General features: G+C 71.4%; 20 protein-coding genes. All 20 read left to right on the top strand.

Annotation, left to right across the window (positions count from 1 at the left end; all coding sequences use genetic code 11):
* The first annotated feature begins 349 nt into the window (after nt 1-349).
* Complete coding sequence (gene mraZ / locus E7Z54_RS17235; RefSeq protein ID WP_136435781.1) at nt 350-772, top strand: division/cell wall cluster transcriptional repressor MraZ; 423 nt, start codon at nt 350-352, stop codon at nt 770-772.
* 263 nt (nt 773-1,035) lie between these two features.
* A complete protein-coding gene (locus tag E7Z54_RS17230) occupies nt 1,036-1,215 on the top strand; it encodes a hypothetical protein (protein WP_136435780.1) in 180 nt (59 codons plus the stop codon).
* A gap of 7 nt (nt 1,216-1,222) precedes the next feature.
* Nucleotides 1,223-2,200, top strand: a complete 978-nt coding sequence (gene rsmH / locus E7Z54_RS17225) for a 16S rRNA (cytosine(1402)-N(4))-methyltransferase RsmH (protein WP_136435778.1) — start codon at nt 1,223-1,225, stop codon at nt 2,198-2,200.
* On the top strand, nt 2,201-2,737 hold the full coding sequence (locus E7Z54_RS17220; protein WP_136435776.1) for a hypothetical protein: 537 nt from the start codon (nt 2,201-2,203) through the stop codon (nt 2,735-2,737). It begins immediately after the preceding gene.
* Between the two features lie 61 nt (nt 2,738-2,798).
* A complete protein-coding gene (locus tag E7Z54_RS17215; protein ID WP_240769751.1) occupies nt 2,799-4,634 on the top strand; it encodes a peptidoglycan D,D-transpeptidase FtsI family protein in 1,836 nt (611 codons plus the stop codon).
* Between the two features lie 10 nt (nt 4,635-4,644).
* Nucleotides 4,645-6,180, top strand: coding sequence for a UDP-N-acetylmuramoyl-L-alanyl-D-glutamate--2,6-diaminopimelate ligase (locus E7Z54_RS17210; protein WP_136435774.1), 1,536 nt, complete (start codon nt 4,645-4,647; stop codon nt 6,178-6,180).
* Nucleotides 6,177-7,547 (top strand): UDP-N-acetylmuramoyl-tripeptide--D-alanyl-D-alanine ligase, encoded by a 1,371-nt coding sequence (locus E7Z54_RS17205; RefSeq protein WP_136435772.1) that lies wholly within the window; start codon nt 6,177-6,179, stop codon nt 7,545-7,547. Before E7Z54_RS17210 ends, E7Z54_RS17205 begins: the two co-directional genes overlap by 4 nt.
* Nucleotides 7,544-8,629, top strand: a complete 1,086-nt coding sequence (gene mraY / locus E7Z54_RS17200; protein ID WP_136435770.1) for a phospho-N-acetylmuramoyl-pentapeptide-transferase — start codon at nt 7,544-7,546, stop codon at nt 8,627-8,629. Before E7Z54_RS17205 ends, mraY begins: the two co-directional genes overlap by 4 nt.
* Nucleotides 8,630-8,693: 64 nt before the next feature.
* Nucleotides 8,694-10,178, top strand: a complete 1,485-nt coding sequence (murD, locus tag E7Z54_RS17195; protein ID WP_136435768.1) for a UDP-N-acetylmuramoyl-L-alanine--D-glutamate ligase — start codon at nt 8,694-8,696, stop codon at nt 10,176-10,178.
* Nucleotides 10,179-10,212: 34 nt separating this feature from the next.
* Nucleotides 10,213-11,463 (top strand): putative lipid II flippase FtsW, encoded by a 1,251-nt coding sequence (gene ftsW / locus E7Z54_RS17190; protein ID WP_136435812.1) that lies wholly within the window; start codon nt 10,213-10,215, stop codon nt 11,461-11,463.
* A gap of 10 nt (nt 11,464-11,473) precedes the next feature.
* On the top strand, nt 11,474-12,574 hold the full coding sequence (gene murG, locus E7Z54_RS17185; protein ID WP_136435766.1) for an undecaprenyldiphospho-muramoylpentapeptide beta-N-acetylglucosaminyltransferase: 1,101 nt from the start codon (nt 11,474-11,476) through the stop codon (nt 12,572-12,574).
* Nucleotides 12,571-14,013: a UDP-N-acetylmuramate--L-alanine ligase gene (gene murC / locus E7Z54_RS17180; RefSeq protein WP_136435764.1), complete on the top strand. Its 1,443-nt coding sequence runs from the start codon at nt 12,571-12,573 to the stop codon at nt 14,011-14,013. The genes murG and murC overlap by 4 nt, the downstream gene beginning before the upstream one ends.
* A complete protein-coding gene (locus tag E7Z54_RS17175) occupies nt 14,000-14,752 on the top strand; it encodes a cell division protein FtsQ/DivIB (RefSeq protein WP_136435762.1) in 753 nt (250 codons plus the stop codon). The genes murC and E7Z54_RS17175 overlap by 14 nt, the downstream gene beginning before the upstream one ends.
* A gap of 258 nt (nt 14,753-15,010) precedes the next feature.
* Complete coding sequence (ftsZ, locus tag E7Z54_RS17170) at nt 15,011-16,192, top strand: cell division protein FtsZ (protein ID WP_136435761.1); 1,182 nt, start codon at nt 15,011-15,013, stop codon at nt 16,190-16,192.
* 4 nt (nt 16,193-16,196) lie between these two features.
* Nucleotides 16,197-16,928: a peptidoglycan editing factor PgeF gene (gene pgeF / locus E7Z54_RS17165; RefSeq protein WP_136435759.1), complete on the top strand. Its 732-nt coding sequence runs from the start codon at nt 16,197-16,199 to the stop codon at nt 16,926-16,928.
* Nucleotides 16,925-17,623 (top strand): YggS family pyridoxal phosphate-dependent enzyme, encoded by a 699-nt coding sequence (locus E7Z54_RS17160; protein ID WP_136435757.1) that lies wholly within the window; start codon nt 16,925-16,927, stop codon nt 17,621-17,623. Before pgeF ends, E7Z54_RS17160 begins: the two co-directional genes overlap by 4 nt.
* 58 nt (nt 17,624-17,681) lie before the next feature.
* The gene (locus E7Z54_RS17155; RefSeq protein WP_136435755.1) at nt 17,682-18,173 is read left to right on the top strand and encodes a cell division protein SepF; all 492 of its coding nucleotides are present in this window, start codon (nt 17,682-17,684) and stop codon (nt 18,171-18,173) included.
* 109 nt (nt 18,174-18,282) lie between these two features.
* Nucleotides 18,283-18,576 carry a YggT family protein gene (locus tag E7Z54_RS17150; protein WP_136435753.1) on the top strand — a complete coding sequence of 98 codons (294 nt, stop codon included), beginning with the start codon at nt 18,283-18,285 and terminating at the stop codon, nt 18,574-18,576.
* A 118-nt stretch (nt 18,577-18,694) separates the two neighbouring features.
* The gene (locus E7Z54_RS17145; RefSeq protein WP_136435751.1) at nt 18,695-19,465 is read left to right on the top strand and encodes a DivIVA domain-containing protein; all 771 of its coding nucleotides are present in this window, start codon (nt 18,695-18,697) and stop codon (nt 19,463-19,465) included.
* Nucleotides 19,466-19,651: 186 nt separating this feature from the next.
* Nucleotides 19,652-19,961, top strand: a 310-nt coding sequence (locus E7Z54_RS17140) for a hypothetical protein (protein ID WP_206056339.1), incomplete at its 3' end; no start/stop codon positions are given.

Raw genomic sequence — 19,961 nt, 5'->3', positions numbered from 1 at the left:
GCATCGACCGGAGGCGGTGGCGTGGTGGGAGCACGGTGCAGGCCCTGCTCGCCCGCAGGTCTCGATTGCCCGATGGTCGGCGGCTCCACGTCTGTTCTCCCTCGCCTGATGCTGATCGCTCGATGGGAAGCCTACGGCTCCGCTGGGAACCGCGGCACCGGTGCGATCGGGATTCACCCGCTTCCTCCACTTTCCCCTCCACCACGCTCCACCGGTGCTCTCGACGCGCTGACCTGCGGTCTTGCCTACGGGCCGGGACCGCGACACGGCGAATTCGGGCGGTCCGGTGGTTGACGGTGGGGGAAAGTGGAGTACTGTGGGGGAAAGTGGAGGAGAACGGAGGTGCCCGATGCTCTTCATGGGCACCTACACCCCCAAGCTCGACGAGAAGGGGCGCCTCTTCCTCCCGGCGAAGTTCAGGGACCGACTGTCGGAGGGGCTCGTGGTCACACAGGGACAGGACAAGTGCCTGGTCGTCTGGCCGACCGACGTCTTCGCCGACGAGGCCGAGCGGGCCGCTGCCCGCCCGATGACCAACCGCGCCGCACGGCGCTACGCACGCGTGCTCTTCGCCGGTGGCGACGAGAGCACGCCCGACAAGCAGGGCCGGATCGGCATCCCGTCCCACCTCCGCGAGTACGCGGGCCTCGAGCGCGACGTCGTCGTGATCGGTGTCCGGGACCGGCTCGAGATCTGGAACCCCCAGGCCTGGGCGGAGTTCCAGGCCGAGGCGCTGGAGGAGTTCGCCGACCTCGACGAGGACGACGAGTAGCTGCGCGTCACCGCAGCACCGCCACCAGCAACGACAACTCAACAGCGGATCCGCAGGACGAGGTCTCAGCCCGCTCCCGCACCCACCGTGGCTCCTGGGGCACCTTCCCCGGCACCAGGCGACACGGTCCACCCGGCCTTCTGGGGCACTTCCCCGGCACCAGACGGCACCCGAACACACGGCGCCGGGAGCGGGCAGGGACCTGGCTCTGCGGATCTGCACCGTCCACAGCTCGGGCAACCAAGGCAGTAGGGGTCGAAACCATGAGCGTCATGCGCACCTATCCGTCGGAGACATCCGGCGGGCGCACCACCAGCCCGCAGCCGCGGGTGCGCGACCAGGCGCGCGAGGCGCTGGCCCTGATGACGTTCTCCGCCGCGGTGTCGGTCGGGTTCGCGTTGCTCCTCCTGCTCTCCTCCGGCCTCTCCGGCTCAGGGCACTGAGGACGCGATGAGCTCGCCGCGCCACGTGCCCGTGATGCTCGACCGGGTCGTCGCCCTGCTCGAGCCTGCGCTCGACCACGACGACGCGGTCCTCGTCGACGCCACCCTCGGCCTCGGTGGCCACAGCGAGGCGGTCCTGGCTCGCTGCTCGCTCGCGCGGGTCGTGGGCATCGACCGTGACCCCCAGGCGCTCGCGATGAGCCGGGAGCGGCTGGCGCCGTACGGCGAGCGCTTCACCGCCGTCCACGCCGTCTACGACCAGATCCCCGAAGTGCTGGCGGACCTCGGGCTGGACGAGGTCGACGGCGTGCTGTTCGACCTCGGCGTCTCCTCGATGCAGCTGGACCTGCCGGAGCGGGGCTTCGCCTACGCGGTCGACGCGCCCCTGGACATGCGGATGGACGACAGCACCGGCCCCACGGCTGCAGACGTCCTGAACACCTACAGCGCAGCGGAGCTGGTCCGTGTCCTGCGGGACTACGGCGAGGAGCGGATGGCGAAGCGGATCGCGGCCGCGATCGTGCGTGCGCGCGAAGTCGAGCCGTTCACGACCTCCGGTCGCCTGGTCGCCCTCCTGTACGACGCGATCCCGGCCCCGGCGCGGCGTACCGGGGGACACCCCGCCAAGCGGACCTTCCAGGCGCTTCGGATGGAGGTCAACGACGAGCTTCGGGTGCTGGAGCGCGCCATGCCGGCCGCCGTCGACGCGATCGGTGTCGGCGGCCGGGTGGTGGTGGAGTCCTATCACTCGCTCGAGGACCGCCTGGTCAAGCGGGTGTTCGCCGGTGCGACCCGGTCGACGGTGCCCGAGGACCTGCCGTTCCTGCCCGAGGGCTCCGAGCCGTCCTTCCGACTCGTCACCCGCGGCGCCGAGCAGGCGACGCAGGAGGAGATCGAGGAGAACCCCCGCGCCGCCTCTGTCCGGCTACGCGCCATCGAGCGCGTCCGTCCTCGCAGGCCCGCTTCCGGCAAAGGAGCCGCATAGATGAGCAGCACCGCACCTCAGCTCCGAAGCCGCCTGCCCCACGTCGCACCGCGCGGGGCGCAGGCCGCGCTCGAACGCGCCCGGCTCTCGGTCGTGCCACGGCGCCGCACCCGGGCGCCGCGGGTCCCGTTCGTCACCTTCGTCACCATCATCCTGCTCGGCGGCGTGGTGGGGCTGCTGCTGTTCAACACCTCGATGCAGCAGGCGTCGTTCAGGGCTACGGCGCTGGAGCAGCAGGCCACCGACCTGGGCGCGCAGCAGGAGGCGCTGGAGATGGAGATCCAGGCGCTTCGCGAGGGGGACCGCGTGGCGCGGGCGGCGCAGCGCCTCGGCATGGTGATCCCGTCGACGCCCGCCGGTGTGCTCGATCTGGCCACCGGCCAGGTGAAGGGCACGCCGACGCCGGCCACAGCCACGGACAGCATCCCGCTGAGCATGCCGGGGCCGCGGCGCCCGCCGGAGCTCGATCCCGACCCGGTGAGAGTCAAGGCCGAGGCCGACCCCGGCCTCAGCGGCGCGCCCACGCGGAATCGGTGATGTCGCCGCCTAGGTTTTGGAACGCCAGGGCCAGAAGCCGTCAGCGACCAGGACGAGAGCGTTGAGCCGACCCACTCCGAACCGCCGCATCCGGCGTGAATCCTCGCGCCGTCCGCGAGGCGACCTCCGCGGGTCGCCGTACCGGCGGATGCACATCGGCTTCCTCGTGATCGCGATGGTGCTGTCGGTGTTCGCTGCCCGACTGGTGCAGCTGCAGGGGATCGACCCGAAGTCGTACGCCCAGATGGCTGCGGCCGAGGGCTCGGAGAGGGTGACACTCCCGGCGACGCGAGGCGAGATCCTCGACCGCAACGGTGAGCCTCTCGCGGAGTCCGTCGACGGCCGGATGATCGTGGCCGACCCGGCCCTGACGGCGAAGCTGGCGCCCGAGCTGGCGACGTTCCTGAGCGACCGCCTCGGCGTCGACTACTTCGAGACCCTCGAGCGGCTGCGGATCGAGGGCAGCCGGTTCCAGTACGTCGCGCGTCAGGTGCCGGCCAGCAAGGCCGAGAAGGTGGTCGCCGACGCCGCGGAGAAGTTCAAGGACGACGAGGACCGCCCGTTCGCCGGCCTGTTCACCGAGCGGGACCCGTTGCGCATCTACCCGAACGCAGACGTCGCCGCCAACGTGCTCGGCTTCCTCGGCACACCGAAGGACGACGGCACGGCCCAGGCCCTCGCCGGGCTCGAGGACTCCTTCGACCGCTACCTGTCCGGCAAGGACGGGGAGGCGCGGTACGAGGTCGGTGCCGGCAACCAGATCCCGCTCGGGGACAACACGGTCACGCCCGCCGTCGACGGCAGGGATCTTCGGACCACGATCGACCGCGACCTGCAGTGGTACACCCAGAGCGTGCTCCAGCAGACCGTCGAGCGCTCCGGCGGCGAGTCCGGGATCGCGGTGATCATGGACAGCCGCACCGGCGACATCCTGTCCCTCGCCGACTACCCGACGTACGACGCCTCGGACCCCTACGAGTTCAAGGACGAGACGCTCTACAAGTCCGCGGCGCTGACCGATGTCTACGAGCCGGGGTCGGTCGAGAAGGTGCTGACCATCAGCTCCCTGGTGGACGCCGGTCTCGCGTTCAAGGAGCAGAGGTTCCGCGTCCCCGGGAAGCTGCACCGCCAGGACCGCCCGATCGGCGACTACTGGGACCACGGCACGATCCGGCTCACGCTGGCCGGCGTGCTCGCCAAGTCCTCCAACGTCGGCACGGTGCTGGCCGCCGACCAGTTCAGACGCGGGCAGCTCCGCAAGTACCTCACGCGGTTCGGTCTGGGTCAGCGCACCGGCCTGGGCCTGGGTGGCGAGACGAAGGGCATCCTGCCCGGGGGCGCGGACTGGACCTCCCAGGTCGAGGACCGGATCGCGTTCGGGCAGTCCCTGTCGGTCAACGCGATCCAGATGATCGCGGCGGTGAACACCATCGCCAACGGCGGCGTGCGGGTCGACCCGAGCCTGATCCAGGGCAAGGCGCTGACCGACGACGGGGCGACGGTGGGCAGCGAGGCCGCCACCAGCCGCCGGGTGATCAGCGAAGAGGCTGCCCGAGAGACGATGCTGATGATGGAGCGCGTGGTCGACCCGGACGCCGGGGTCGCGCCGCGCGCCGCGGTCCCGGGCTATCGCGTAGCAGGCAAGACCGGTACCGCACAGCGGGTCGGCGACACGTGCGCCTGTTACGACGGCAGCACCTCGGTGTCCTTCGCCGGGTTCGCGCCGGCCGACGACCCGCGGTTCACGATCTACGTCGTGGTCCACGACCCGCGCCGGGGCAGCGGTGGTGGAAGCGTCGCCGGTCCGGCATTCTCGAAGCTGATGAGTTACACCCTGCGCCGATACGGAGTGCCGCCCACGGGCGAGCGCCCCAACCAGACGCCGGTCGAGTGGTGAGGGGAGCGTGGTGACGGAGATCCCGCCCACCCGCCCCGCCCACCCGCCCGGTACGCCGCTGCGCGACGTCGCCGAGTGGGCGGGGGCCCGGGACGTCGCGGACGACGCGGACGACGTCACGGTCACCGGGATCACTCTCGACTCCCGGCGGGTGCAGCCGGGCGACCTCTACGCCGCCCTGCCCGGCTCGCGTGCCCATGGCGCCCGGTTCACCGCGGACGCTGCGGAGGCCGGAGCGGTCGCCGTGCTCACCGATCTCGAGGGCAGACGCCTCGCCGAGAGCGTCGGCCTGCCGCTCCTCGTGGTGGAGTCGCCACGCACCGTCCTCGGCGTGGTCGCCGCCGCGATCTACGGCGACCCGGCCGAAGCGCTCCGCACCATCGGCGTGACCGGGACGCAGGGCAAGACCACGGTCACCCGGTTGCTCGACGGCGCCCTGCTCGCCTCGGGTGTCCGCAGCGCCGTGGTCGGCACCGTCGGCACCCGGATCGCCGGCGAGGAGGTGAAGACGTCCCTCACGACGCCGGAGGCGCCCGACCTGCACGGACTCTTCGCGCGGATGCGCGAGCTCGACGTCACGGCCTGCGCGATGGAGGTCTCCAGTCACGCGCTCGTGCTGGGCCGGGTCGACGGTGTGGTCTTCGACGTCGCGGTCTTCACCAACCTGGGCCGCGACCACCTCGACTTCCACGCCGACCTCGAGGAGTACTACCAGGCGAAGGCGATGCTCTTCGCGCCCGAGCACGCGCGGCTCGGCGTGGTCTGCACCGACGACGAGCACGGGCGCCGACTGTCGCAGGAGGCGCCCATCCCGATCCGCACGTTCTCGGTGGTCCCGGGCGCCGACGCCGACTGGGGTGTGTCCGACGTGGAGCTGGGGCCCGGGGGGTCGAGGTTCACGGTGCACGGGCCGGAGGGCGTCACGGTCGCCGGTGGCGTGCCGCTGCCGGGGGAGTTCAACGTCGCCAACGCCCTGGCGGCGATCGCCTCGGCGACCGAGGCGGGCTTCGATCCGCAGGCGGTCGCCGACGGTATCGCCCGATCCGCCGGGGTGCCCGGCCGGCTGGAGCGGATCGATGCCGGACAGGAGTTCACGGTGGTGGTCGACTACGCCCACAAGCCCGACGCCGTCGATGCGGTGCTGCGTACGCTGCGGCCGGTGACCGCGCGCCGCCTGGTCGTCGTCATCGGTGCAGGCGGCGACCGTGACCGCGGCAAGCGCCCGGTCATGGGGGAGATCGCGGCGGGTCTTGCCGACGTCCTGATCGTCACCGACGACAACCCCCGCACGGAGGACCCTGCCGCCATTCGCGCCGAGCTGCTCGCGGGGGCGCGTGCCGCCGGCGGCCCCGTCGAGGTGATCGAAATCGCCGACCGTCGGGCCGCGATCACCGACGCCTTGACCCGGGCACGCGCGGGAGACGTCGTCCTGGTCGCCGGCAAGGGTCACGAGACCGGGCAGGAAGTCGCGGGCGTGGTGCACCCCTTCGACGACCGCCAGGTGGTCCACGACGTCCTCCGCCGGCTGCGCGGAGGCTCGGCGTGATCCCCCTGCGACTCTCGGAGATCGCGGCGATCACCGGCGGCGAGCTGCTCGGTGATGACGTCGTCGTCTCCGGTCCCGCGTACGTCGACAGCCGCTCGCCCACGCCCCAGGGGCTGTTCGTGGCCCTGGTCGGCGAGCGCGTCGACGGTCACGACTACGCCGAGGGCGCGCACGCCGTGCTCGGCACCCGCCCGACGGCCGCACCGACCGTGGTCGTCGGTGACCCGGTCGTGGCGCTCGGCCTGCTGGCCCGCAACGTCCTCGACCGGCTCGAGACCACCGTGCTCGCGATGACCGGGTCGCAGGGCAAGACGGGAACCAAGGACTACCTCGCCTCGGTGCTGCGCACCCTGATCGGCGACCACGCGGTGGTCGCGACCGCGGGCAACAACAACAACGAGCTGGGCGTCCCGCTGACGGTGCTCCGCGCCGAGGAGTCGACCAGGTACCTCGTCGTCGAGATGGGAGCCCGCGGCATCGGCCACATCGACTACCTGTGCTCGATCGCGCCTCCGTCGGTCGCGGCCGTGCTCAACGTCGGCAGCGCGCACGTGGGTGAGTTCGGCGGTCGCGAGGCGATCGCCGAGGCCAAAGGTGAGATCGTCGCGTCCCTGCCTGAGAGCGGGGTCGCGGTGCTCAACGCCGACGACCCGCTGGTCGCCGCAATGGCGGACCGCACGCGTGCCCGGGTCCTCACCTTCGGCAGCACTGGTGGAGTGCGCTGGCGCGACGTCGAGCTCGACCGCCTGGGGCGGCCCGTCTTCGAGCTCGGGTACGACGACCGGTGGCACCCCGTGACGCTCCTGCAGACCGGCCCGCACCAGGTCCTCAACGCAGCTGCAGCCGCCGCGATGGCGATCGGCGCCGGACTGCCGGCAGCCGACGTCGCGGCGGCGCTGTCCTCGGCGGCGCCGGCGTCGCGATGGCGGATGGAGGTGACCGAGCGCCCCGACGGCCTGGTCCTGGTCAATGACGCCTACAACGCCAATCCAGAGTCGATGCGGGCCGCGCTCGAGGCGCTCGTCGCGATCGGGCGCGGCGACGGCGACCGTCGGCGTCGTACCGTCGCGGTGCTGGGGGAGATGCGCGAGCTCGGCAGTGAGCACGACGCCGGTCACCGCGCCGTCGGCGAGGCGGCGAGGGCACTGGGGGTGGACGTGGTGATCGTGGTCACGGACGCGGCGCACGGGATCGCGGAAGGCGCCGCCGGAGGGTCCACCGAGGTGGTCGTCACGGCAGGCCGCGAGGAGGCCGCCGAGTGGGTGCGGCAGAATGCGGGGGCGGAGGACGTCGTCCTCGTCAAGGCGTCGCGAGGCGCCGCGCTGGAGTTCATCGCGGAGCAGATCTTGGAGGGAACGACGCCGTGAGAGCGATCCTGCTCGGTGGAGGCATCGCTCTGCTGATCTCGCTGCTCGGGACCCGGGTCGCGATCCGCTACTTCACCCAGTGGGGCTACGGCCAGGAGATCCGCGACGACGGGCCCACCAGCCACCACACCAAGCGTGGAACGCCCACGATGGGCGGCGTCGTCATCATCCTCGCCGCGGTCACCGGCTACTTCGGCGCCAAGCTGATCACCTGGACCACGCCCAGCGCCTCAGCCCTGCTGCTCCTCCTCCTCTTCGTCGGCATGGGCCTCGTCGGCTTCCTCGACGACTTCATCAAGATCTCCAAGCAGCGGAGCCTCGGCCTGCGCAGCAAGGCGAAGATGATCGGTCAGACGGTCATCGCGGTCGCCTTCGGCATCCTGGCGCTGTCGCCATGGCTGGCCGACGAGAACGGCCGCACGCCCGCGTCCCACAAGATCTCCTTCCTGCGCGAGATCGAGTGGCTGGTCCTGCCGACGGTCCTCGCGCTGGTGCTGATCTGGCTGTTCGTGGCGGGCTTCTCCAACGCCGTGAACCTCACCGACGGTCTCGACGGCCTCGCCGCCGGCGCGAGCGTGATGGTCTTCGGCGCCTACACCCTGGTCAACATCTGGCAGAACAACCAGTTCTGCCAGGACGAGCCGAGCGCCACCTGCTACAACGTGCGAGATCCGCTCGACCTCGCGATCATCGCGGCCGCGATCACCGGTGCCTGCTTCGGCTTCCTGTGGTGGAACGCGTCGCCGGCCCGGATCTTCATGGGCGACACCGGGTCGCTGTCGCTGGGCGGGGCCCTCGCCGGCTTCGCGATCCTCACCCGCACCGAGCTGTTGCTGATCGTCCTGGGTGGGCTGTTCGTCCTGGAGACGGCGTCGGTGATGCTTCAGGTCAGCTGGTTCAAGGCGACCAAGAAGTTCACCGGCGTGGGTCGCCGGGTCTTCCGGATCGCCCCGGTCCACCACCACTTCGAGATGCTCGGCTGGGAGCAGGTCACCGTCGTGATCCGGTTCTGGATCATCACCGGCCTCTGCGTGGCCACCGGCCTCGGCATCTTCTACGCCGAGTGGGTGTCCAGGCTGTGAGTACGCCGCGACGTTCCCGCGACCCTCGCCCCGCTCCGCCCGACGACACCGCGAGGACCACGCCGTGACGCGCGACGTGACCGCCCTCGGCCGCAGGGACTCCTGGGAGGGCGTCCGCGTGGTGGTCGCCGGGTTCGGCGCCAGCGGCGCGGCGGCAGTGGACAACCTGCTCCACCTCGGCGCCGACGTGCACGCCCTGGCCGAGGCGGCCAGCCCGGCGATCCTCGAGCGCGCTGCGCTGCTCGAGGTGCTCGGTGCCCGGATCGACATCCACGAGAAGGCGACGGCGACCTTGCCCGACGACGTGGACCTGGTCGTGGTCTCGCCCGGCTTCCGTCCCGACAGCCCGCTGCTGGAGGCAGGGCGCCGGCGTGGCGTCCCGGTCTGGGGTGAGGTCGAGCTGGCCTGGCGCCTGCGCGATCCTGACCGACCCGCCCCCTGGCTGTGCGTCACCGGCACCAACGGCAAGACCACGACGGTGCAGATGCTCGACTCGATCCTGCGTGCCGCCGGCCTGCGCAGCGTGGCCGCCGGCAACGTCGGTCTGCCGCTCACCGAGGCGGTGATGGACCCGGAGCCCTACGACGTCATCGCCGTCGAGCTGTCGAGCTTCCAGCTGCACTACACCGACACGATGGCGGCCGAGAGCGCCGCCGTGCTCAACGTCGCGGAGGACCATCTCGACTGGTACGCCGGCCCCTCGGGCATGGACGACTACGCACGCGACAAGGGCCGCATCTACGAGCGCGTGGAGCGGGCCTGCGTCTACAACGTGGCGGATCCCGTCACCGAGCAGCTGGTCCGCGACGCCGATGTGGCCGAGGGCGCCCGCGCCATCGGCTTCACCCTCGGTGTGCCGAGCGTCGGGATGCTCGGGGTCGTCGACGACATCCTCGTCGACCGGGCCTTCATCGAGCAGCGTCACGACAGTGCGGCCGAGCTGTGCACCACCGCCGAGCTCGCCTCGGCCGCGCCGCACTTCGTCGCCAACGCGCTGGCCGCCGCAGCGCTCGCGCGGGCGCACGGGATCAGCCGGTCCGCCGTACGGGAGGGACTGATGGCGTTCCGTCCCGACGGACACCGGATCGCGGTGGTCGCCGAGCGCAACGGCGTCACCTGGGTCGACGACTCCAAGGCCACCAACCCGCACGCCGCCGCGTCCTCCCTGGCCGCCTACGAGCCGGTGGTCTGGGTCGCCGGGGGGCTCGCGAAGGGCGCGCGCTTCGACGACCTCGTGCGGCAGGTCGGTTCCCGGCTGCGGGCGGTGGTGCTGATCGGCCGGGACCGCCGGGTCATCGCCGACGCGCTTTCGCGACACGCACCCGATGTGCCCGTGATCGAAGTGGACAGCGGCGAGACTGGACCAGTAGTCGGTGAGCACAGCGGCGACCTGATGAGGCGTGTCGTCGCGGCGGCCGCCGGTGTCGCCCAGCCGGGCGACACCGTGCTGCTGGCGCCGGGATGCGCCTCGATGGACCAGTTCACCGACTACGCGGCCCGGGGCGACGCCTTCGCCGCGGCAGTGGAGGAAGCGATCGCACAGCAGTAGCCGGCACGAGGAAGCCCGGACGGAGGGGGACGCCATCACCACCGCGAACCCCGAGGGCACGCGCTTCCGGCTCGGTCGCCCCCGCCTCCCACGCCTCGGCCGGCCCAGCTGGGCAGCCGCCCTCAAGGACGCACTCGACCGGCCGCTCACGACCTACTACCTGCTCCTCGGCGCGACCGCACTGCTGCTCACGCTCGGCCTGATCATGGTGCTGAGCGCCTCCAGCGTGTACTCCTACAGCAGGACCGGAGACTCCTACACCGTCGTACGACGACAGCTGATGTGGGTCGCCTTCGGCATCCCGTGCGCCTGGCTGGCGTCGCGGGCGTCCCCGCGCTGGGTGCGCGGCCTGGCGTATCCGGCCTTCTCCCTCTCGCTCCTGCTGCTCGCGCTGACCGCCGTGATCGGGGTGCAGATCAACGGCAACACCAACTGGCTGGCGCTGGGCCCGATCCAGATCCAGCCGTCGGAGATCGCGAAGCTCTCGTTGGTCATCTGGGCGGCCCACATCTACGCCAACAAGGAGCGCCGCCTCCGCAGCCTGCACCAGATGCTGGTGCCGGTGGTTCCCGGCATGGTCCTGGCGACCACCCTCGTCGTCGTCGGCCGCGACCTCGGCACGGCCCTGGTGTTCTTCGCGATCCTGATCGCGATGCTGTGGGTCGTGGGCGCCCCGACCCGGCTCTTCATGCTCGCGCTGCTGGCGGTCAGTGCGCTGGCCCTGGGCCTGGCCGCCACCGACACCGAGCGGCTCGCCCGCATCGCGACCTTCGCCGATCCGTTCAAGGACTACCACGGCCACGGCTGGCAGCCCGCGCACGGCCTCTACGCGATGTCCAGCGGCGGCATCTTCGGCGAGGGCATCGGCGCCAGCCAGCAGAAGTGGGGACAGCTGCCCGAGGCCCACACCGACTTCATCTTCGCCGTGCTCGGCGAGGAGCTCGGCCTGGTCGGGACGCTACTGGTCGTGGGTCTCTTCCTGGTCATCGCCTACGCCGGCCTCCGGGTGGCCCGCGAGACCCGGGACCCGTTCGTCCGCTACTGCACCTTCGGCATCGTGATCTGGCTGCTGGGCCAGATGATCATCAACGTCGGCATGGTGCTGACCCTGCTCCCCGTCATCGGCATCCCGCTGCCGCTGGTGTCCTACGGCGGGTCCAGCCTGCTGCCCACCCTGGTCGCGCTCGGCCTCGTGATCGGCTTCGCGCGGCGCGAGCCCGCAGCCGCACGCGCCCTCGCCCAGCGCCGGCGAGCCCGCTCCGCCGGCCTCTCGGCGCGTGGATAACCTTCCTCCAATGCGAGTCTTGTTGGCCGGTGGTGGAACGGCGGGGCACACCTCACCGCTGCTCGCCACCGCGGATGCCCTCCGCCGCCTCGACGCCGGTGTCGAGATCACCTGCCTGGGGACCCCCCGGGGCCTGGAGAACAAGGTGGTCCCAGCCGCGGGCTACCCGCTGCGACTGATCCCTCCGGTGCCGCTGCCGCGCAGGCCCGGCAAGGACCTCGCGCTGGTTCCGAAGCGGCTGGGCGCCGCGGTGAAGGCAGCGCTGGACGTGATCGACGACGTCCGCCCCGATGTCGTGGTCGGGTACGGCGGCTACGTCTCGATGCCGGTCTACCTCGCGGCCCGGCGCCGCAGGCTGCCGCTCGTCGTGCACGAGCAGAACGCCGTGCCGGGCCTCGCCAACAAGTTCGGTGCGCGCGTGGCGACCCGGGTCGCCGTCAGCTTTCCCGACACCCCGCTCAAGAACGCGGAGTACGTCGGGCTCCCGGTCCGCCGGATGATCGCCACCCTCGACCGAGCAGCGCTGCGCATCGAGGCCCGCGCCTTCTTCGGCCTCGACCCCGACCGGCCGACTCTCGTCGTGACCGGCGGCTCCCAGGGCGCCTGGCGGCTCAACCGGGCCGTGGCGGGTGCCGCGGCCGCGCTGGGCGCGGCCGGCGTCCAGGTGCTCCACGTGATCGGGCCGAAGGGTGCCGAGGACCCGCAGTGGCGCGACCCGGTGGAGACCGGGACGCCCTACGTCGTGCTGCCGTTCGTCGATCGGATGGACTACGCGCTCGCTGCCGCCGACCTGATGGTGTGCCGGGCCGGCGCCTCCAGCGTCGTCGAGGCCTCCTCCACGGGTCTGCCGGCGATCTTCGTGCCGCTCGCGATCGGCAACGGCGAGCAGCCCAGGAACGCCCAGCCCGTGGTCGACGCGGGTGGAGCGCTGCTCGTCGAGGACGCCGCATTCACCGCCGACTACGTCGCCGATACCGTCCCCGCCCTGGTGACCGACGTCGAGCGGCTCGCTCGGATGGGGGAGGCCGCGGCTCACCTGGTGCCCCGCGACGCGGACGACAAGCTGGCCCGCATCATCCGCGAGGCGGCCACGGCGGGGGACGCCAGGTGAGGATCCCCGTCCCCGACGAGATCCTGCCGGCCGAGCGGCTGGGCAAGGTCCACTTCGTCGGCATCGGTGGGGCCGGCCTCTCCGGCATCGCCCGGATCATGGCTCGCCGCGGAGTGCCGGTCACGGGCAGCGACGACAACGACACCCCGTTCCTCGCCCCCCTGCGCGAGGTCGGCGTGCCGATCCACCTCGGCTACGACGCGGCGCACGTCGCCGACGCCGACACCCTCGTGGTGACCACGGCGGCCCGCGAGGACAATCCGGAGGTGCTCGCGGCGGTCGAGCGCGGGCTTCGGCTGCTGCCGCGCTCCGCGGGCCTGGCGGCGGTCATGGACGGCCAGCGGGTGGTCGCCGTCGCCGGCACCCACGGCAAGACGACCACGACCAGCCTGCTCGCCGTCGCACTGATCGCGGCAGGTGCGGATCCGTCGTACGCGGTCGGTGGCGTGCTCAACGCCACGGGCCGCAACGCCGACCTGGGTACGGGCGACCTCTTCGTCGCCGAGGCCGACGAGAGCGACGGCGCCTTCCTGGTCTACGACACGTTCGCCGCGATCGTGCTCAACGTCGAAGCCGACCACCTCGACATCTGGGGGACACCCGAGGCCTACGCCGAGGCCTTCGACACCTTCGCCGACGGCATCGACCCGGACGGCGTGCTGGTGTGCGGCGTCGACGACGCCGGCGGCGCACGGCTCGCCGCGCGCCAGCGGGAGGCCGGTCGTCGCGTCGTGTCGATCGCGGTCGACGCCGATGCCGACCTGCGGGCGGCCCGGCTGCGCACGATCGGCGGGGGCACCACCTTCGACGTGGAGCGGGGCGGCCAGGTCCTCGGCGAGGTCGCGCTCCAGATCCCCGGCCGCCATTACGTCGTCGACGCGCTGGCCGCGCTCGCCATGGGGCTGCAGCTCGGCTTCGACTTCGCCGCGCTGGCCGAGGGCCTCGGCTCCTTCGTCGGGACCGGCCGGCGGATGGAGCTGAAGGGGGCAGTGGCCACCGGTGGCGCCGACATCAGGGTCTACGACTCCTACGCCCACCACCCCAGCGAGATCCGCGGCGACATCGAGGCCGCCCGCTCCCTCGTGGGGGACGGCGGCCGCCTGGTCGTCTGCTTCCAGCCGCACCTGGTCTCCCGCACTCGCATCTTCGCCGCTGAGATGGGCGAGGCGCTCGGCGCAGCGGACGAGGTCCTCGTGATGGACGTCTACGTCGCTCGCGAGGAACCGGACCCCGAGGTCACCGGCGCGCTCGTGGCGTCCGCAGTGCCCCTGGGGGCCGAGCACGTGCGGTTCCTCCCGGAGCGTGCCGGCGTCCTGTCCACCCTGCTCGAGCTGGCGCGACCCGGAGACGTGGTGCTGACGCTCGGTGCCGGCGACGTCACGGCCCTCGCGCCGCAGCTCCTGACCGCGCTCGCGGAGCGGGTCGATGGCCAGGCTTAGGAAGGGGATCCGCGGTCGCCGCTCCTCCCCGGAGCGCGCGCGCAAGGCCTTCGCCCGGCGCCAGTGGGCGCGACGCTGGATCACGTGGCGCTACGTCGCCGCGGCGGTGGCGCTCGCCGCGGCGGTCGGGTTCGGGGTCTACGCGCTCTACTTCTCGTCGTGGCTGCGCACCGAGGGGGTGGAGGTCGTCGGCAACAGCCAGCTCACCGACCAGCAGGTACTGGCGACCGCCGAGGTCCGGACCGGTGGGCCGCTGGCGACCGTCGACCTCGACCACATCGAGGTGCGGTTGCGGTCGCTGGCGACGGTGAAGACCGTGGACGTCTCCCGCAAGTGGCCGCACCAGGTGCGGATCGAGATCGTCGAGCGCACCCCGATCGCCGTCCTGGACCGCGGCGACACTCTCACCAAGCTCGATGCCGAGGGCGTCTCCTTCGGGCGGCTCGACAAGGCGCCCGCGGGTCTGCCGCGGATCAAGGTCGGTCCGGGCGCCGACGGCGATGCCCTGGAGGAGGGCGCCCAGGTCGTCGCCGCGATCGACGTCGCCGTCGCCGGCCTGCTCGAGTTCGTCGAGGTGCGCACCGTGGACCAGATCCTCCTGCACCTCCGCGACGGCCGGGAGGTCCGCTGGGGGAGCGCCGAGCAGTCGGAGGACAAGGCGAAGGTGCTGCTCGCGCTGCTCGACCGTGACGCGCAGGTGTACGACGTGTCGGTGCCCGGCGCGCCTACTACGCGGTGATGGGGTTTGCAGGAATCACCGGTTCACCGGTGATTCCTGCACTTCCCGGCCGTTGCAACGGCCGGGAAGTGCCAGTTTTGGCCGTACGTCGTGACGCGTGCGGCGTGTCTGCAGGGTCCGACCCGGGGTCGTACCTACTGTCCTCTGTACGACGAGGTTGACATAACTATAACCCTCAGGTTGAGGGTAAGGGTTGTTGACACGCCGCCCACAGGCATCAGACGGACAGACGTCGGACATACGGAAGGTGGAGCCGCCGTGGCAGCTGCACAGAACTACCTGGCCATCATCAAGGTCGTCGGCATCGGTGGTGGCGGCGTCAATGCCGTCAACCGCATGATCGAGGTCGGCCTCAAGGGCGTCGAGTTCATCGCCATCAACACCGACGCCCAGGCGTTGCTGATGAGCGACGCCGACGTCAAGCTCGACATCGGCCGCGAGCTCACCCGGGGTCTCGGAGCCGGCGCGAACCCCGACGTCGGCGGTCGCGCGGCCGAGGACCACGCGGAGGAGATCGAGGAGGTGCTCAAGGGCGCTGACATGGTCTTCGTGACGGCGGGCGAGGGTGGCGGCACCGGCACGGGCGGCGCGCCCGTCGTGGCGAGGATCGCCCGCTCGCTCGGTGCGCTGACCATCGGTGTGGTCACCCGCCCGTTCACGTTCGAGGGCGCGCGCCGCAAGAAGTCCGCCGACGAGGGCATCGAGAAGCTGCGCGAGGAGGTCGACACCCTCATCGTCATCCCGAACGACCGGCTGTTGCAGATCTCGGATCGCAACGTGTCGATGCTCGACGCGTTCAAGCAGGCCGACCAGGTCCTGCTGCAGGGCGTGTCCGGCATCACCGACCTGATCACCACCCCGGGCCTGATCAACGTCGACTTCGCCGACGTCAAGGCAGTGATGAGCAACGCCGGCTCCGCGCTGATGGGTATCGGCTCCGCCCGCGGTGAGGACCGGGCGCTCGCCGCTGCCGAGATGGCGATCAGCAGCCCGCTGCTCGAGGCATCCATCGACGGCGCCCACGGCGTCCTGCTCTCGATCGCCGGTGGCTCCGACCTCGGCATCTTCGAGATCAACGAGGCCGCGGCGATGGTGGCCGACGCCGTGCACGCCGACGCCAACATCATCTTCGGCACGATCATCGACGACGCCCTCGGCGACGAGGTGCGGGTCACCGTGATCGCGGCCGGGTTCGACGGCGGCCTGCCGAAGCGCCAGGAGCCGGCGGTGCGTCGGGAGACCCGGCCGCAACAGCACGGCTCCACCGACGACCGGTCCACCGCCAGCGCTGTGGCCAGCCGTCGCGAGGAGCCCTCCTCGCCCAAGGGGTCGTCGGTCCCGGCGGAGCCCGAGCCGCAGCCCGTCGGGGTCCGTCCCACTCCGAAGCCGATCCAGTTCGACGACGGTGACGACTTGGACGTCCCGGACTTCCTGAAGTAGGCGGGTGTACTCCTTCCGCACGTCCGACGGCCCCGTCGACCTGGCCTTCACCGACCGGGTCGGCGGGGTCAGTGCTGCGCCCTACGACTCCTTGAACCTCGCGCTGGCCTCTGGTGACGACCCGGCCGCGGTCGCGCACAACCTGGCGGCGGTGCGGGCCGACTTCGCGTCGACTGATCACCTGGTCGACCTCGAGCAGGTGCACGGCGGTGACGTGCACGTCGTCACCGGCACCCCGCCGGCTGTGGACTCCGGGCGGCCCGCGGCCGACGCGGTGGTGACCGACCTGCCCGGAATCACGCTGATGGTGCGGGTCGCCGACTGCGTGCCGCTGCTGCTGGCCGATCCGATGACGGGCGTGATCGGCGCCGCTCACTGCGGTCGGCCCGGGCTGATCGCGGAGGTGGTGCCGCACGCGATCGAGGCCATGCGCGACCTCGGCGCCCGAGACCTGGTCGCCTGGATCGGACCGCACGTCTGCGGGGCCTGCTACGAGGTCCCTGCCGCCATGCAGGAACAGGTGGCCGCCCTGCTGCCCCAGGCACGCGCCACCACCTCATGGGGCACGCCGTCACTCGACATCGGTGCGGGCGTGCGCGCCCAGCTCGAGTCCGCGCAGGTCCGGGTCGTCGACGCCGGACGCTGCACCCGCGAGTCCCGCGACCTCTACTCCTACCGTCGCGACGGCGCCGCCGCCGGCCGCATGGCCGGCCTGATCCGCAGGGCCGACCGATGAGCCGCCGCGACCAGATCGCCGCCGGTCTGGGCCGGGTGCGAGGGCGCATCGCGGCAGCCTGCGCCGCCGCCGGCCGTCCTGCCGACGACGTGCGACTGGTCGTCGTCACCAAGTTCTTCCCCGCATCCGACGTCCGGCTTCTCGCCGAGCTGGGCGTCACCGACATCGGGGAGAACCGTCACCAGGAGGCGGAGGCCAAGGCGGCCGAATGTGCCGAGCTCGACATCACCTGGCACTTCATCGGGGTCCTCCAGAAGAACAAGGCCGCAGCGGTGGCCCGCTACGCCGATGTGGTCGAGTCGGTCGACCGGCCCGAGCTGCTCCCGCGCCTCGCACGGGGCGCCGGCGAGAGCGGCCGGCCCGTCGACGTACTCCTCCAGGTGAGCCTCGACCCGCCTGGCCGCGAGAGCCGCGCCGGTGTGCAGCCCGACCGCCTGCTCGAGCTCGCAGCCGCGGCCGACCAGGTCGCCGAGCTCAGGATGCGGGGTCTGATGGCCGTCGCGCCGCTCGGTGAGGACCCCTCCGAGGCCTTCGCCCGGCTTGCCCGGATCCGAGCCGATTTCCTGCTTGCGCATCCCGGCGCGACGGTGCTCTCCGCCGGCATGAGCGGCGACCTGGAGGCTGCGGTCTCGGCCGGTGCGACACACGTGCGCGTCGGCACCGCGGTCCTCGGATCGAGGCCGGAGGTCCAGTAATGTCCACAACACCACCAGATGTCCAAAGTCTTGGGCAGAGATCACGGAGGCAACAGTCATGAGCGGTGCGATGCGCAGGATCGGTGAGTACCTCGGCCTGCTGGAAGACACCGGCTATGACGAGTACGACGACGAGCTGACCGAGGACGGCGGTGCCCGCGAGGCCCGGCCGGCCCGCAACGTTCGCGCCGTGCCGTCCGGCTCCGTCGCCGACCTCGACGAGCGGCGCCGACCCGTAGCCGTCGCCCCGTCCCAGCCCGTCGTGGCCGAGCTGTCACGGATCACCACGTTGCATCCGACCACCTACAACGAGGCGCGCGCGGTGGGGGAGCAGTACCGCGAGGGCATCCCGGTGATCATGAACCTCTCCGAGATGGACGACTCCGACGCCAAGCGGTTGGTCGACTTCGCGGCCGGCCTGATCTTCGCCACCCGGGGCAGCATCGAACGGGTCACCAACAAGGTCTTCCTGCTCTCGCCGCCCAACGTCACGGTCGCGGCGGAGGACAAGGCGCGGATCGCAGGTGACGGGTTCTTCAACCAGAGCTGAACCCTCTCGGCGCGTGGCGGTCAGACGTCTCCGTCCCTGGCGACCCGCGTTGCCATCAGGGCCGTGGACCAGTGAACGGGGTGCTGGCGGGCCCCGGTAGGTTGTGCGCGTGACCGTGGTCGGCTGGATCTTCGAAGGCATCCTCTTCGCCTTCATCGCATTCCTCTGGGTCCGTTTCATCACCGACTGGGTCCAGGTGTTCGCGCGCCGATGGGAGCCTCGCGGACCGATTTTGGTCTTCCTGGAGCTCGCCTACACGGTGACGGATCCGCCGATCAATGCACTGCGGCGAATCATCAAACCGATCAGGATCGGCAACTTCGCGCTGGACCTCAGCTTCATCCTGGTGATGATCGCGGCCTATGTCCTGCTCTTCGTGAACCGGGAGACCCTGCTGGTCTGAGGTCGCCCGCCCCGGCGAGGTCGACGGCGTGTCCCGGCTGATGACGCCTTCAGCCGTGCAGGCGCTAAGGTTCGGGTGAAAGACAGAATGTCCTGTTTCTTCGAAGATAGGTGAGGTCATGCCGCTGACGCCTGAGGACGTGAGCAACAAGCGCTTTACGCCGGTCCGGCTGCGCGAGGGCTACGACATGGGCGAGGTCGACCAGTTCCTGGATGAGGTGGAGGCAGAGCTCGCCCGTCTCACCCAGGAGAACGACGACCTCCGTGCGAAGCTGGCGGCCGCCCAGTCCGGGGCCCCGGCCGCGTTCGATGCGCCGACCCAGCTGGCGCCGGTCCCCGAGATCACCCAGGAGCCCCCTGCGCCCGTCGCGGCCCCGGCTCCGGTGGAGCCGGTCGTGGCGGCTGCGCCCGTTCCGGCGGACGGCGGTGTCGAGACGATTCGCGTCGAGACTGTGCCCGAGGCGTCCAACGCCGCGGCGCGGCTGCTCGAGATCGCCACTCGCAACGCCGACGAGCTGGTCGAGGACGCCAAGAACGAGGCGGACAAGATCGTCGGCGAAGCCCGCACCAAGGCCGAGCGCCTCGAGGCGGAGGCCAAGTCCAAGGCCGACCGTCTCGAGTCCGACGCCCGCACCCGCGCCGAGATGCTCGACAGCGAGACCGCTGAGCGTCGGACCCAGCTGTTCGGCGACTTGGAGAAGGAGCGGGACAAGCTCTCCGCCGAGGTGGAGACCCTGCGGTCCTTCGAGCGGGAGTACCGCTCGCGCCTCAAGAGCTACTTCACCCAGCAGCTCGAGTCGTTGCAGACGCCGGGAGACACCCTCGCTCCCGTCGAGGAGGCTCCGGCGCCCAAGCGGCTCCGGTCCATCCTCGGCGAAGAGGAGGCCTGAGCGCTCAGCTCGACCGCCCGGCCAGCCCGCATCGCGGGCTGGCCGGTCGCACGTTTTCGGGGCTCCTCAGGCCGTCTTTCCCGTCGTCGTACGGTGCGCCTGCTTTGGTGACCTCCGTAACAGCGGCTACCCTCCCTGCAGCCCGTCGCCCTCCGGCGGCAGGCCGCCGGTTCCAAGGAGTCCGACATGGCCCGCACCACGAAGAAGTCGTTGGCCGGTCAGGCCGCATCCGCAGCGCGGAAGATGATCCGCCCGCGGAAGGCCGCCGCGACCGCAGCGACGCCGGCGCAGAAGACCGCCAAGAAGGCGGCACCGGCCAAGAAGACGACGCCCGCGAAGAAGGCGACGGCGCCGGCGAAGAAGGCGGCGGCACCGGCCAAGAAGACGACGCCCGCGAAGAAGACGACACCGGCCAAGAAGGCGGCGCCCGCGAAGAAGGCGGCGCCCGCGAAGAAGACGACACCGGCCAAGAAGGCGGCGCCCGGGAAGAAGGCGG

The sequence above is a fragment of the Nocardioides sp. genome, from assembly GCF_004803405.1.
GTDB lineage: Bacteria > Actinomycetota > Actinomycetes > Propionibacteriales > Nocardioidaceae > Nocardioides > Nocardioides vastitatis.
This window is presented reverse-complemented; position numbering and strand designations above follow the sequence as displayed.

What these genes read in the sequence shown, in the direction of transcription:
- mraZ (WP_136435781.1), top strand. Translation starts at nt 350, where the DNA reads ATGCTCTTCATGGGCACCTACACCCCCAAGCTCGACGAGAAGGGGCGC.
- E7Z54_RS17230 (WP_136435780.1), top strand. Translation starts at nt 1,036, where the DNA reads ATGAGCGTCATGCGCACCTATCCGTCGGAGACATCCGGCGGGCGCACC.
- rsmH (WP_136435778.1), top strand. Translation starts at nt 1,223, where the DNA reads ATGAGCTCGCCGCGCCACGTGCCCGTGATGCTCGACCGGGTCGTCGCC.
- E7Z54_RS17220 (WP_136435776.1), top strand. Translation starts at nt 2,201, where the DNA reads ATGAGCAGCACCGCACCTCAGCTCCGAAGCCGCCTGCCCCACGTCGCA.
- murG (WP_136435766.1), top strand. Translation starts at nt 11,474, where the DNA reads ATGCGAGTCTTGTTGGCCGGTGGTGGAACGGCGGGGCACACCTCACCG.
- E7Z54_RS17175 (WP_136435762.1), top strand. Translation starts at nt 14,000, where the DNA reads ATGGCCAGGCTTAGGAAGGGGATCCGCGGTCGCCGCTCCTCCCCGGAG.
- E7Z54_RS17160 (WP_136435757.1), top strand. Translation starts at nt 16,925, where the DNA reads ATGAGCCGCCGCGACCAGATCGCCGCCGGTCTGGGCCGGGTGCGAGGG.
- E7Z54_RS17155 (WP_136435755.1), top strand. Translation starts at nt 17,682, where the DNA reads ATGAGCGGTGCGATGCGCAGGATCGGTGAGTACCTCGGCCTGCTGGAA.
- E7Z54_RS17145 (WP_136435751.1), top strand. Translation starts at nt 18,695, where the DNA reads ATGCCGCTGACGCCTGAGGACGTGAGCAACAAGCGCTTTACGCCGGTC.